Source organism: Sphingomonas sp. PP-CE-1A-559 (assembly GCF_004340965.1).
In the GTDB taxonomy this organism is placed as follows: domain Bacteria; phylum Pseudomonadota; class Alphaproteobacteria; order Sphingomonadales; family Sphingomonadaceae; genus Sphingomonas.
In genome coordinates this window covers 522,512-536,104 of record NZ_SLYA01000001.1, presented here as the reverse complement: position 1 = coordinate 536,104, position 13,593 = coordinate 522,512, and the positions used below count along the sequence as shown (strand labels likewise).

Here is a 13,593-nt window from a genome sequence, read left to right as displayed (position 1 = left end):
GGCGCCGAAGGCGTCGGAGGGGGAGGACACGGAACATCCGGCATCGCGTGCCTCCCCCTCCGTCTGGCTAGCGCCAGCCACCTCCCCCTGGCGGGGGAGGATTGCGAGGTCGTGCGCTAGGCTGGCCGACGGACGTTAGCGAGACGGCCATAGGTGGCGCCCTCAGTCGTCGCGGACCTTGCCCCGCCCCGCCTTGACCCCGCTGCGCACCTTCTTCGTATCGACCCGCCGTGCCTTCGCCGCCTTGGACGGCTTGGTCGCACGGCGTGCCTTGGGGACGATCGTCGCTTCCTTGATCAGCGCGACGAGGCGTTCGCGGACTTCTTGGCGGTTGAGCAGTTGCGAGCGTGACCCTTCGCTGCGCAGCACCAGCACGCCGTCACGCGTGAGGCGAGACCCGGCCAGCACGGCGATGCGGTTCTTCACGGCCAGCGGCAGGCCGGGCGAGAGGCCGACGTCGAAGCGTAGGATGACCGCGCTGTCGGTGGTGTTGACGTGCTGACCGCCAGGACCGCCTGACCGCGTGGTGCTCTCGATCAGCTCGCTGTCGTCGATCGAGATCGATCGGGTGATCGGGATCGCGACCATCAGCCCCTGCCCTCAGCCCACTCAGTCGTCGGTAGAGTCGGGCGTCGTAACTTCGGCAACCGGTGCGGCATTGGCAACCGGAGTCGCCTCGTCAGCGAAACCGGCCTTGGCGAACCGCTCGGGCAGCGGCGCTTCGGCGAGCACGTCGGGCTTGCCCGGGCGCGGCACGATCAGGCGTTGCGCGTGGAGCATCATGCCGAGCCCGTCCGCCTTGCCATAAACGCCGTCGCCGACCACCGGCGCACCAAGGCCGCTCGCGGCGTGGACGCGGATCTGGTGCGTGCGGCCGGTCTCGGGCAGGAACTCGACTAGCGAGCGGCCGTCCCTGATCTCGAGCACGCGCCATTTGGTGCGCGACTTCTTGCCCTCGGGGTCCTCGACCATCCGCCAGCCGGTCTCGGCGGTGCTGACCTTGCCGAGCGCCATCTCGATCAGGCCGGACGTGCCCTCGACCACGCCATCGAGCAGCGCGACGTAGCGTTTCGAGACGAGGCCCTGCTCGAACGCCTGCTGCAACCGGGCATGCGCCTTGGGGTTGCGCGACAGGAGCAGGCAACCGCTCGTGTCGCGGTCGAGCCGGTGCACCGCCTTCGGCCAGCGCTGGAAGCCGAACTTCAGGCTTTCGAGATGATTTTCGAGGCTAAGCGAGCCATCGCGGGGCGGATCGACCGGCAGCCCTGCGGGCTTGTCGATCACCAGGGCCTCGCCGTCGAGGAAAAGTACGCGTTCACCATGCATGGCGCCGCCCTTGCCATCATTAGCGCCTGCGTGCCAGAGCCCGCGTCGATGTTGCACCGCACGCTGGCCCTCGCGCTCCTGTTCGCCCCCACAATCGCGGAAGCACAATTGTGCGAGGGACAGAGCGCGGCGATCGCGCCAGACGGTCGCGCGTTCGGGCATTTGCCGTACGGCGACGCGCCCGAGAGCGAACTGGTGACGCTGCCGTCGGAGTATTCGGTGGGCAATCCTTGCGTGGTACGCGCCGACATATTGCCCGACCTCCTGCGGCTGTTCGCGGCGGCGCAGGGTGATCCTTCGGTGATGGGCCAGCTCCGCGCGCTGTCGTGCCAGCGGTCGATCGCCCGCCAGCGCAGCGTGTTCTGCCGCGGCGAGACGAGCAGCCCGGCCGACCGAGCGATCTCGGTCGCGCCGCCGGGGTATAGCGAGCACTCCACCGGCTATGCGCTGGATTTCGCGGTGCGTCCGGCGAACGGGTGTCCCGATGCGGAGGCTTGCATGGCCGCTACCCCTGCCGCGCGCTGGCTGCGACTGAACGCCCCGCGGTTCGGGTTCGAGCAGAGCTTTCCCGGTGGGAACAAGCAGCATGTGAAGTGGGAGCCGTGGCACTGGCGCTGGGTCGGGGCGAGCGAGAGTGCGCCCGGGGCGGCGAAGGCCCGGTTCGTGTTTGCGCGGGCTCGGCGGGAGTATCCGGCGGATCCGGGGGTGTTGCCGCTGGTGGTGAAGGTAACGGCGCAACCGCCGGTGCCGGTGGCGCCGGTGGTGGTTGTGCCTTCGAAGAAGAAGCGGCGGTAGGCGATGTCAACGTTTCGCTAGCGACGCACATTGCCCGCGACGGCACCACCCCGGCGAAGGCCGGGGCCCAATTGGGGGACGGCAATGACGTAGCGCGGTGCTTCGTTACTACCACCTTACCAATTGGGCCCCGGCCTTCGCCGGGGTGGTAGCTTTTTCGGGGGTGCGGTTGGAGCAACGATCCGACTGGCTGCCCCGCCACCACTCAATGCAGCACGAGCCCACCAGGGCGCACGACGCCGTCGCGCAACGCGTGGTCGTACAGCAGTTCCGTCTCCAGCTTCACCTGATGCGACAAGCGATCGAGCATCGACTCCGCCTGCACGCCGAACGCGGCCCAGTCCTTCGGCGAAATCGTCGGCAGCCAGCGACCGATGAACGCCTTCCAATCCGAGCGGAGGATGTCGAGGTCCTCTTCCATCATCGCGATGGTATCAGCCGAGCAGTGCGCTTCCATCGCCACGACGGTGCGATCGATCACCTCGTCCTCGACGCCGAGATGATCGGCGACGGTCACGGCCAATTCGATCAGCTTGCGCGAGGCGAGCGCGCTCTGGGTACTCGGCTGCCGCGCGAGCAGGACGAGGTCGGCGCACTGCCCCGCGATCTTCTCGTGATCATCGATCAGCCGTGTCCAGTTCGCGCGATCCTGGTCGGATACTGTCCGCACTGCGATCCTGTCGTTCATGACGCCGCCTACTCCTTGCGAGGGCCACCCGGTGATACTGGAAATACGCGTTACATCGTGTCAGGGATGCAGATAGCGTCGGCCAGCGCCTAGTAGCTATAGTATTTCCGGCAGCCGGACCGTGTCGAAACGACCGTTTGACGCCGGCCCTTTGACATCACGCCGTGCCACGCCTATATCCGCATCTCACCACAGCATCCGGGAAATGACATGCCGTCGCGCAGCGTGTCGATCGTATTGGATACCGAGGTTTCATACGCTGAGAGCCGCCGCACCTGATGCGCGCGGCCTTTTTGCGTGAACGTGCGTCCCGCTCGGGGGTTCCCGAGCACGAATTTTCGGCTGACGAGGCAAAATAAACCTATGGCATCCAAGGCGATCGAACACGGCACTGCAAAGCGCCGTATCCGCAAGGTTTTCGGCAACATCCACGAAGTCGTGCAGATGCCGAACCTGATCGAAGTCCAGCGCGAGAGCTACGAGCAGTTCCTGCGCTCCGACAAGTCGATCGGCCACGTCTCGGGTCTCGAGAAGACGCTGCGCAGCGTGTTCCCGATCCAGGACTTCGCCGGCACCGCCTATCTCGATTTCGACGACTACGTCCTTGAGCCGCCGAAGTTCGACGTCGAGGAATGCCGCCAGCGCGGGATCACCTACGCCGCGCCGATGCGCGTCACGCTGCGTCTGACCGCGTTCGAGGTCGACCCCGATACCGAGGCCAAGTCGGTCATCGATATCAAGGAGCAGGACGTGTACATGGGCGACATGCCGCTCATGACCGAGAACGGCACGTTCTTCATCAACGGTACCGAGCGCGTCATCGTCAGCCAGATGCACCGTTCGCCGGGCGTGCTGTTCGATCACGATCGCGGCAAGACGCACGCATCGGGCAAGTACCTGTTCGCGGCACGCGTGATCCCGTATCGCGGTTCGTGGCTCGATTTCGAGTTCGACGCGAAGGACATCGTCAACGTCCGCATCGATCGCAAGCGCAAGCTGCCCGTCACGGCGCTGCTCTACGCGCTCGGCATGACGTCGGAAGAGATCCTCAACTATTTCTACAACCGCGTGACGTTCGTCCGCGGCCAGGGTGGCTGGATCGTTCCGTTCCAGGTCGAGAACTGGCGTGGCCAGAAGCCGATGTTCGACATCGTCGATGCGAAGACCGGCGAAGTCGTGTTCCCGAACGGCCAGAAGATCAGCCCCCGCGCTGCGAACAAGGCGTTCAAGGACGGTCTCACCGACCTGCTGATCCCGACCGAGGAAATCTTCGGGCGTTATTCGGCCTACGATCTGATCGACGAGTCGACCGGCCGCATCTACATCGAAGCCGGTGACGAAGTGACCGCCGAGAACCTCGAACTGCTCGACCAGGCAGGCATCGAGCGTCTCGACCTGCTCGACATCGATCACGTCGCGACCGGTCCGTGGATCCGCAACACGCTCAAGGTCGACAAGGCCGAAGAGCGCGAGCAGGCTCTCAGCGACATCTACCGTGTGATGCGTCCCGGCGAGCCGCCGACGCTGGAGACGGCCGAGGCGTTGTTCTCGGGTCTGTTCTTCGATCCGGACCGCTACGACCTGTCGGCCGTCGGTCGCGTGAAGCTCAACATGCGTCTCGACCTCGACGTCGAGGACACCGTGACGACGCTGCGTACCGAGGACATTCTCGAGGTCATCAAGACGCTCGTGAACCTCAAGGACGGCAAGGGCGAAATCGACGATATCGACAACCTCGGTAACCGTCGTGTCCGCTCGGTCGGCGAGCTGCTCGAGAATCAGTACCGCGTCGGCCTGCTCCGCATGGAGCGCGCCGTGAAGGAGCGCATGTCGTCGGTCGATGTCTCGACGGTCATGCCGAACGATCTGATCAACGCGAAGCCTGCGGTTGCCGCGGTCCGCGAATTCTTCGGCTCGTCGCAGCTGTCGCAGTTCATGGATCAGACCAACCCGCTGTCGGAAGTCACCCACAAGCGTCGCGTGTCGGCACTAGGACCAGGTGGTCTGACGCGTGAGCGCGCCGGCTTCGAAGTCCGCGACGTTCATCCGACGCACTATGGCCGCATCTGCCCGATCGAGACGCCGGAAGGCCCGAACATCGGTCTGATCAACAGCCTCGCGTCGTTCTCGCGCGTCAACAAGTACGGCTTCATCGAGACTCCGTACCGCAAGGTCGTCGACCACAAGGTTACCGACGACGTCGTGTACCTGTCGGCGATGGAAGAGGCCAAGCACACGATCGCGCAGGCCAACGCCGAGCTCGACTCGTCGAACGGCTTCGTCGAGGAGTTGGTGTCGTCGCGTCAGGCTGGCGAATTCCTGATGGCGCTGCCGGACAACATCACGTTGATGGACGTCAGCCCCAAGCAGCTCGTCTCGGTCGCCGCATCGCTCATTCCGTTCCTGGAAAACGATGACGCCAACCGCGCACTGATGGGCTCGAACATGCAGCGTCAGGCCGTGCCGCTCGTCCAGGCCGAGGCGCCGTTCGTCGGCACCGGCATGGAAGAGACGGTTGCGCGTGACTCTGGTGCAGCAATTTCGGCAAAGCGTGCGGGCATCGTCGACCAGGTCGACGCGGCGCGTATCGTGATCCGGGCGACCGGCGAGATCGATGCCGGCAAGTCGGGCGTCGACATCTACACGCTGATGAAGTTCCAGCGCTCGAACCAGTCGACCTGCATCAACCAGCGTCCGCTGGTGAAGGTGGGCGATGCGGTTCGTGCCGGCGACGTGCTCGCCGACGGCCCGTCGACCGAGTTCGGCGAGCTGGCGCTGGGTCGCAACAGCCTCGTCGCGTTCATGCCGTGGAACGGCTACAACTACGAGGATTCGATCCTGATCTCCGAGCGGATCGTGAAGGACGACGTGTTCACGTCGATCCATATCGACGAGTTCGAGGTGATGGCTCGCGATACCAAGCTTGGGCCTGAGGACATCACGCGCGACATCCCGAACGTCGGCGAGGAAGCGCTTCGCAACCTCGACGAAGCGGGCATCGTCTACATCGGTGCAGAGGTGGAGCCGGGCGATATTCTCGCCGGCAAGATCACGCCGAAGGGTGAATCGCCGATGACGCCGGAGGAGAAGCTTCTCCGCGCGATCTTCGGCGAGAAGGCCAGCGACGTGCGCGACACGTCGCTTCGCCTGCCCCCGGGCGTGTCGGGTACGGTCGTCGACGTTCGCGTCTTCAACCGTCACGGCATCGACAAGGACGAGCGCGCGATGGCGATCGAGCGCGAGGAGATCGAGCGCCTGAAGAAGGATTCGGACGACGAGCGTTCGATCCTGAACCGTGCGACCTGGTCGCGTCTTCGCGAGATGCTGCTCGATCAGACCGCCACCTCGGCGCCGAAGGGCGTCAAGAAGGGCGTCGTGATCGACATGGATCTGCTCGACAGCGTCGACCGCCACGAGTGGTGGAAGTTCGCGGTCGCCGACGACAAGGTCCAGAGCGATCTGGAAGCGGTCAAGATCCAGTATGACGATGCCGCCAAGCTGATCACGGACAAGTTCCACGATCGTCGCGAGAAGCTGGAGCGTGGTGACGAGCTGTCGCCGGGCGTGCTGAAGATGGTCAAGGTGTTCGTCGCGGTGAAGCGCAAGCTGCAGCCGGGCGACAAGATGGCCGGCCGTCACGGCAACAAGGGCGTCATCAGCCGCATCCTGCCGGCGGAGGACATGCCGTTCCTCGCCGACGGTACGCCGGTCGATATCGTCCTCAACCCGCTGGGCGTGCCGTCGCGCATGAACGTCGGGCAGATCTTCGAGACGCATCTGGGCTGGGCGGCACGTGGCCTGGGTCAGTCGATCACCGCGGCTCTCGAGACGTGGCGCGAAGAGAACCCGGACGCCAAGCCGGGTGCGATGCCCGAGGCGGTCCGCGATCGCCTCAAGACGGTGTACGGCGAGCAGTATCATGCCGAGATCGACGCCCGCACGGGTGACGAGATCGTCGAGCTGGCCAAGAACCTGAAGGGCGGCGTGCCGATGGCGACGCCGGTGTTCGATGGTGCCCGCGAAGCCGACGTCTCGGCGATGCTGGCGCTGGCGGGCCTCGACACGTCGGGTCAGTCGGATCTGTTCGACGGCCGCACCGGCGATCAGTTCGATCGCAAGGTGACGGTGGGCTACATCTACATGCTGAAGCTCCACCATCTGGTCGACGACAAGATCCACGCACGGTCGATCGGGCCGTACAGCCTCGTCACGCAGCAGCCGCTGGGTGGTAAGGCGCAGTTCGGTGGGCAGCGCTTCGGCGAGATGGAGGTCTGGGCTCTCCAGGCCTACGGCGCGGCGTATACCTTGCAGGAAATGCTGACGGTGAAGTCGGACGACGTGGTCGGCCGCACCAAGGTCTACGAGGCGATCGTCAAGGGCGACGACACGTTCGAGGCCGGCATCCCGGAGAGCTTCAACGTGCTCGTCAAGGAAATGCGCTCGCTCGGCCTGAATGTGGACCTGAAGCAGTCGGAGCCCGGCTTCGACAGCGACGGCATCCAGATCGCGGCGGAGTGAATTTACGGCTAGCGTGGCGGAAATGGTAGACGCACGACGGAGTGGTCGAGGATGCAGGTTCGAAACCTGCCGCTAGCCAACGTAAATTTCGCTGGAAATTTTCTCCCAAACGGGAACTAAAATATGAACGAGATGACCCCCTTCGCCAATCCGGTCGCCAAGACCGAGACGTTCGACCAGATCCAGATCGGCATCGCGTCCCCGGACAAGATCCGTTCGTGGTCGTTCGGCGAGATCAAGAAGCCCGAGACCATCAACTACCGCACGTTCAAGCCCGAGCGTGACGGCCTGTTCTGCGCGCGCATCTTCGGTCCGATCAAGGACTACGAGTGCCTGTGCGGCAAGTACAAGCGCATGAAGTACAAGGGCATCGTCTGCGAGAAGTGCGGCGTCGAGGTTACCGTCTCGAAGGTTCGCCGCGAGCGGATGGGCCATATCGAGCTCGCCGCCCCGGTCGCGCACATCTGGTTCCTGAAGTCGCTGCCGTCGCGCATCGGCCTGCTGCTCGACATGCAGCTGAAGCAGCTCGAGCGCGTGCTGTACTTCGAGGCGTACATCGTGATCGAGCCGGGCCTGACGCCGCTCGAGAAGTACCAGCTGATGACCGAGGACGAGCTCCTCGACGCGCAGGACCAGTATGGCGAGGACGCGTTCTCGGCCGGTATCGGTGCCGAAGCGGTTCGCATCATGCTCGAATCGCTCGATCTCGTCGGTGAGCGTACCGCGCTGCTCGAAGAGCTCGCGGTCACCAAGTCCGAGCTGAAGCCCAAGAAGATCATCAAGCGCCTGAAGGTCGTCGAGAGCTTCATCGATTCGGGCAACCGCCCCGAGTGGATGATCCTCGAGGTCGTTCCGGTCATCCCGCCCGAGCTGCGCCCGCTGGTGCCACTGGACGGTGGTCGTTTCGCGACGTCGGATCTGAACGATCTGTATCGCCGCGTGATCAACCGCAACAACCGTCTCAAGCGCCTGATGGAGCTTCGTGCGCCGGACATCATCGTCCGCAACGAGAAGCGCATGCTCCAGGAGGCCGTCGACGCATTGTTCGACAACGGTCGCCGCGGTCGCACGATCACGGGCGCCAACAAGCGTCCGCTGAAGTCGCTGTCCGACATGCTCAAGGGCAAGCAGGGCCGCTTCCGTCAGAATCTGCTCGGCAAGCGCGTCGACTATTCGGGTCGTTCGGTCATCGTGACGGGGCCTGAGCTGAAGCTGCACCAGTGCGGCCTGCCGAAGAAGATGGCGCTCGAGCTGTTCAAGCCGTTCATCTACGCACGTCTCGATGCCAAGGGTCTGTCGATGACCCTGAAGCAGGCTAAAAAGTGGGTCGAGAAGGAGCGCAAGGAGGTCTGGGATATCCTGGACGAGGTGATCCGCGAGCATCCGGTCATGCTGAACCGTGCGCCGACGCTTCACCGTCTCGGCATCCAAGCATTCGAGCCGGTTCTGATCGAGGGCAAGGCGATCCAGCTTCACCCGCTGGTCTGCTCCGCGTTCAACGCCGATTTCGACGGCGATCAGATGGCCGTGCACGTCCCGCTGAGCCTCGAGGCCCAGCTCGAAGCACGCGTCCTGATGATGTCGACGAACAACATCCTGTCGCCCGCCAACGGCAAGCCGATCATCGTTCCGTCGCAGGACATGGTCCTCGGTCTCTATTATCTGTCGATGATGAAGGAGAACGAGCCGGGCCAGGGGATGCTGCTCGGTGACATGGCCGAAGTGCACCAGGCGCTGAACGCTCAGGCGGTCACGCTGCACACCAAGGTCATCAGCCGCGTTCCGCAGACCGACGAGAAGGGCAAGCAGTACCTCAAGCGGTACGAGACGACCCCGGGCCGCATGCTGCTGGGCGAGTGCCTGCCGCACAGCCACAAGGTGCCGTTCGACACCGTCAACCGCCTCCTCACCAAGAAGGACGTGGGCGACGTGATCGACGAGGTCTATCGTCACACCGGCCAGAAGGAGACCGTGCTGTTCGCCGACGCGATCATGTCGCTCGGCTTCCGCCACGCGTTCCGCGCCGGCATCTCGTTCGGCAAGGACGACATGATCATTCCGGACGCCAAGGTTGGTCTGGTCGACGATACCAAGGCGCTCGTGAAGGACTTCGAGCAGCAGTATCAGGACGGTCTGATCACGCAGCAGGAGAAGTACAACAAGGTGATCGACGCCTGGAGCCGTTGCGGCGACCAGGTCGCGAACGCCATGATGGACGAGATCCGTGCGGTGAAGGTCGATGAGGAGACCGGCCGTGAAAAGCCGATCAACTCGATCTACATGATGGCTCACTCGGGTGCTCGTGGTTCGCAGGCGCAGATCAAGCAGCTTGCCGGTATGCGTGGCCTGATGGCCAAGCCGTCGGGCGAGATCATCGAAACGCCGATCATCTCGAACTTCAAGGAGGGCCTGACCGTCCTCGAATACTTCAACTCGACCCACGGCGCTCGCAAGGGCCTCGCGGATACGGCGTTGAAGACGGCGAACTCGGGCTACCTGACGCGTCGTCTGGTCGACGTGTCGCAGGATTGCGTCATCATCGAACCGGATTGCGGCACGACCCGCGCGCTGGAGATGAAGGCCATTCTCCAGGGTGGTTCGACGATCGCAAGCCTCGGCGAGCGCATCCTCGGTCGTACGACCGCGGAGGACATCGTCGATCCGAAGACCGGCAAGGTCGTCATCCCGTCGGGCACGCTGCTCGACGAGCCGATGATCACGACGATCGAAGGCCTGGGTACGCAGTCGTGCAAGATCCGCAGCCCGCTGGTCTGCGAGTCGAAGATCGGCGTCTGCGGCAAGTGCTACGGGCGCGATCTCGCCCGCGGTACGCCGGTGAACATCGGTGAAGCTGTCGGCGTCATCGCCGCGCAGTCGATCGGTGAGCCGGGCACGCAGCTGACGATGCGTACGTTCCATATCGGTGGCGCGGCGCAGCTCAACGAAACGTCGAACCTCGAAGCTCACGCTGACGGTACGGTGCAGTTCCGCGATCTGCGTATCATCGTCGACCAGCGTGGCCGTCGCGTGGTGCTCAGCCGCTCGGGCGAAATCGCGATCGTCGACATGGACGGCCGCGAGCTCTCGGTCGATCGCATCCCCTACGGTGCGTACGTGCTGTTCGACGATGGTCACATCGTGTCGCGCGGCGATCGGATGGCCGAGTGGGATCCGTTCACCATGCCGGTGATCACGGAGAACCCTGGCACGATCAAGTATGTCGACCTGATCGAGGGCAAGACGCTCACCGAGCAGACCGACGAAGCCACGGGCATCGCCCAGCGCGTCGTGATCGAATATCGTGCGGCGACCAAGTCGAAGGAGGATCTGCGTCCGCGCATGACCCTGCTCGACGAGACGTCGGGCGAGACCGGTCGTTACATGCTGGCGATCGGCGCTACGCTGTCGGTCGAGGATGGCGCACAGGTGTTCGGCGGCGACGTCGTGGCCCGCGTCAGCCGCGAGAGCGCCAAGACGCGCGACATCACCGGTGGTCTGCCGCGTGTTGCCGAGCTGTTCGAGGCGCGCATCCCCAAGGACTCGGCGATCATCGCCAAGATCTCGGGCCGCGTCGTGTTCGGCAAGGACTATAAGGCGAAGCGCAAGATCGGCATCCAGCCTGAGGATGGCGGCGACGTCGTCGAGTATCTGGTGCCGAAGTCGAAGGTCATCGACGTCCAGGAAGGCGATTACGTCAAGCGCGGCGATAACCTGATCGGCGGCTCGCCTGATCCGCACGACATTCTCGAGACGATGGGCATCGAACCCCTCGCCGAATATCTCGTGTCGGAAATCCAGGAGGTTTACCGTCTCCAGGGCGTGAAGATCAACGACAAGCACATCGAGACGATCGTTCGTCAGATGCTGCAGAAGGTCGAGATCACCGACGGCGGCGACACGACGCTGCTGAAGGGCGAACAGGTCGATCGCGAGGAAATGGACGCGACCAACGAGAAGCTGGAGAAGAAGCAGACCCGCGCACAGGGCAAGCCCATCCTGCTCGGCATCACCAAGGCGTCGCTGCAGACCCGCAGCTTCATCTCGGCGGCGTCGTTCCAGGAGACCACCCGCGTCCTCACCGAGGCAGCGGTCCAGGGTAAGCAGGACATGCTGATGGGCCTGAAGGAGAACGTGATCGTCGGCCGGCTCATCCCGGCAGGCACCGGTGCAGGCCTCAACCGCCTGCGTGTCGTGGCCAACAGCCGCGACGCCGCGATGCGCGTCCAGCAGCGCAAGATGGCGGAGGTGTCGATCGTGGCACCGATGTCGGCTGCCGACGAGCACGCCGCCGAACTCGCGCGCTCGCCGCGTGATGCAGGCGGCACGGGTGAGGATCCGCTCGCAGCGGTCGTCACCTCGGGCACCGGCACCGACGCGGATGCCGGCGAGTATCTGAACGAGACCGAGTAATCGGTTTCGTCAGACGCCTCGGCGCTGACTAAGGAAAAGGCCGCCGTCCGGGACACCGGGCGGCGGCCTTTTTTGTTGGCTGGCGCAGATGCAGAGGAGGACTGATCGACCTTCAAAGCTTTGGAAGGGCTTCAGTCCAAAGTTTTCCGGTCGGTTTGATGGGTTCGAAGGGTACAGCTGTCAGGCAAGCTGTTTCCCCGCGAAGGCGGGGATCCAGACTGGGCTCCCGCCTTCGCGGGAGAACAAGAGTGTGCCGCCGTCAAATTGCAAGTCGCTCCCTACTCAAGAGGGATATCGACGCGATCCGGCGTCCCCCGTTCTACAAGACAAGTCTTTCGATTTGCGCCACCGTGGATGCCGCAGCTTGTCCGGCATGACGGGGAAGATGCCGATCTGGCGGCTGTAACTGACCGTTGATCAGCCCTACCCCCAGCGCATGTGGCTTCATGCCGCTCACCACGGCGCCGGCAATTGCGCCGCAATAAATGAGTCGCATTCCCGCTGTACGGCTGCAGCGGGTGCCGCCGAAACTAGCGGCCCGGAAGGACCACATGGAGCCGATGCGAAAGATCGTCCTCGCCACGGTCGGCTCGCTTGGCGACCTGCATCCCTTCATCGCGATCGGCCTTGCGCTCAAGGCGAGACGGTTCGCGGTTGTGCTGGCGGTACCGGCTGACCACGTCGCCAAGGTCGAAGCCGCAGGCCTCACCGGCGTGGCCATCGTCGGCGGGTTCGACGCGCTGACGGAGACCTTGGGCATGCCGCCCGACCAAGTCGCAAAGCGGATCATGTCGAATCAGACCTATCTGATGAACCGGATCCTGATGCCGTGGCTAGCCGACAGCACGACGGCGCTCGACGACGCGATGGAGGGCGCAGTCGCGCTGGTCGCCTCACTGTTCGTGTTCGCCGCGCCGATCGTCGCGGAAGCGCGCGGCGTGCCGCTGGTCAACGTCCGGCTCCAGCCGATGGCGACCTTCTCCGCCTATGCACCACCCCGCACGCCCGACTTCGCGATGATGGCCCACGCACCGACCGGACCGATCGGCCGCGCCTGGAACCGGTCTGTGTACCGGGTCATGCGCGGCGTGCTGCGACATCGGTATGGACGCCCCGTCGATGCGGTTCGCAAGATACGCGGCCTGCCGCCGTCACGCCAGGCGTTGCTGCTCGAGACGCCCGAGAGCGCCGACCTGACCTTATGCTGCTATTCGCCGGCCATCGCGCCGCGCCAGCCTGACCTCCCCGACAATGCGCGCGTCACTGGCTTTGCGATCTTCGACAGCGATACCGGCGCCCCCGAAACACTCGATCCCGCGCTTGAGGCGTTCCTCCCGCCGGTCCACCGCCGCTGGTCTTCACACTGGGATCCTTTGCGACGTTTGCGCCTGGCGACTTCTACGACGCTGCAGCCTCGACCGCGCGAACGCTCGGGCTGCGCGCGGTACTGCTGACCGGTAGCGACGATCTGGCAGCAGCGAGCGAACACGTCCATGTCTGCCGCTATGCGCCGCACTCGCTGCTGTTCCCGCTAGCTTGCGCGATCGTCCATCACGGCGGCGCGGGCTCGACCGGGCAAGCGCTACGCGCCGGCAAACCGCAACTCGTCGTCCCGCACATGGGCGATACGACAACGGGCACCGCATTCAATCGATCGGCGTCGGCAAGACGCTGTCGTCGAAACACTTCACGACCGCGCACGCCGGCGCTGCGATCACCGCCATCCTGACCGACCGGATGCGCGAGAAGGCCGCGCAGGTCGGCGCGCAGGTTGCGCGGGCGAACGGCGCGGAGGCCGCCGCGGACGCGATCGCGGCGCTCGTCGTTGTGCGCGGCTGACTTGGTCGACAGTTTTC

Annotated in this window: 8 protein-coding genes and 1 tRNA gene; 6 read left to right on the top strand and 3 right to left on the bottom strand. The window is 64.5% G+C overall.

All coding sequences use genetic code 11. From position 1 onward, the window contains the following. Positions 1 to 162: 162 nt before the first annotated feature. Both arfB and C8J42_RS02370 read right to left on the bottom strand, forming a co-directional pair. Positions 163 to 588, bottom strand: coding sequence for an alternative ribosome rescue aminoacyl-tRNA hydrolase ArfB (gene arfB / locus C8J42_RS02375; protein ID WP_093399511.1), 426 nt, complete (start codon positions 586 to 588; stop codon positions 163 to 165). Positions 589 to 609: 21 nt separating this feature from the next. Beyond that, positions 610 to 1,326, bottom strand: coding sequence for an RNA pseudouridine synthase (locus tag C8J42_RS02370; protein WP_133018766.1), 717 nt, complete (start codon positions 1,324 to 1,326; stop codon positions 610 to 612). A 48-nt stretch (positions 1,327 to 1,374) separates the two neighbouring features. On the opposite strand from C8J42_RS02370, the gene C8J42_RS02365 reads away from it, so the two are divergent. Next, complete coding sequence (locus C8J42_RS02365; RefSeq protein ID WP_243644018.1) at positions 1,375 to 2,121, top strand: M15 family metallopeptidase; 747 nt, start codon at positions 1,375 to 1,377, stop codon at positions 2,119 to 2,121. 205 nt (positions 2,122 to 2,326) lie between these two features. On the opposite strand, the gene C8J42_RS02360 is transcribed toward C8J42_RS02365, so the two are convergent. Further along, positions 2,327 to 2,809, bottom strand: coding sequence for a hemerythrin domain-containing protein (locus C8J42_RS02360; protein ID WP_056486723.1), 483 nt, complete (start codon positions 2,807 to 2,809; stop codon positions 2,327 to 2,329). Between the two features lie 363 nt (positions 2,810 to 3,172). Between C8J42_RS02360 and rpoB the strand changes: the two genes are divergently transcribed. The 5 genes from rpoB (at position 3,173) to C8J42_RS02340 (ending at position 13,576) form a co-directional block, all read left to right on the top strand. Beyond that, positions 3,173 to 7,327: a DNA-directed RNA polymerase subunit beta gene (gene rpoB, locus C8J42_RS02355; protein WP_056051380.1), complete on the top strand. Its 4,155-nt coding sequence runs from the start codon at positions 3,173 to 3,175 to the stop codon at positions 7,325 to 7,327. A 7-nt stretch (positions 7,328 to 7,334) separates the two neighbouring features. Beyond that, positions 7,335 to 7,405, top strand: a tRNA-OTHER gene (locus C8J42_RS19980). Positions 7,406 to 7,450: 45 nt separating this feature from the next. After that, the gene (rpoC, locus tag C8J42_RS02350; RefSeq protein WP_056060318.1) at positions 7,451 to 11,737 is read left to right on the top strand and encodes a DNA-directed RNA polymerase subunit beta'; all 4,287 of its coding nucleotides are present in this window, start codon (positions 7,451 to 7,453) and stop codon (positions 11,735 to 11,737) included. A 560-nt stretch (positions 11,738 to 12,297) separates the two neighbouring features. Then, positions 12,298 to 13,191: a glycosyltransferase gene (locus C8J42_RS02345; protein WP_165895404.1), complete on the top strand. Its 894-nt coding sequence runs from the start codon at positions 12,298 to 12,300 to the stop codon at positions 13,189 to 13,191. Positions 13,192 to 13,273: 82 nt separating this feature from the next. Continuing rightward, on the top strand, positions 13,274 to 13,576 hold the full coding sequence (locus tag C8J42_RS02340) for a hypothetical protein (RefSeq protein ID WP_133018763.1): 303 nt from the start codon (positions 13,274 to 13,276) through the stop codon (positions 13,574 to 13,576). The last annotated feature ends 17 nt before the right edge of the window (positions 13,577 to 13,593 follow it).

Coding starts and splice junctions, on each gene's coding strand:
- rpoC (WP_056060318.1), top strand. CDS start 7,451: ATGAACGAGATGACCCCCTTCGCCAATCCGGTCGCCAAGACCGAGACG.
- C8J42_RS02360 (WP_056486723.1), bottom strand. CDS start 2,809: ATGAACGACAGGATCGCAGTGCGGACAGTATCCGACCAGGATCGCGCG.
- arfB (WP_093399511.1), bottom strand. CDS start 588: ATGGTCGCGATCCCGATCACCCGATCGATCTCGATCGACGACAGCGAG.
- C8J42_RS02370 (WP_133018766.1), bottom strand. CDS start 1,326: ATGCATGGTGAACGCGTACTTTTCCTCGACGGCGAGGCCCTGGTGATC.
- C8J42_RS02365 (WP_243644018.1), top strand. CDS start 1,375: ATGTTGCACCGCACGCTGGCCCTCGCGCTCCTGTTCGCCCCCACAATC.
- C8J42_RS02345 (WP_165895404.1), top strand. CDS start 12,298: ATGCGAAAGATCGTCCTCGCCACGGTCGGCTCGCTTGGCGACCTGCAT.
- rpoB (WP_056051380.1), top strand. CDS start 3,173: ATGGCATCCAAGGCGATCGAACACGGCACTGCAAAGCGCCGTATCCGC.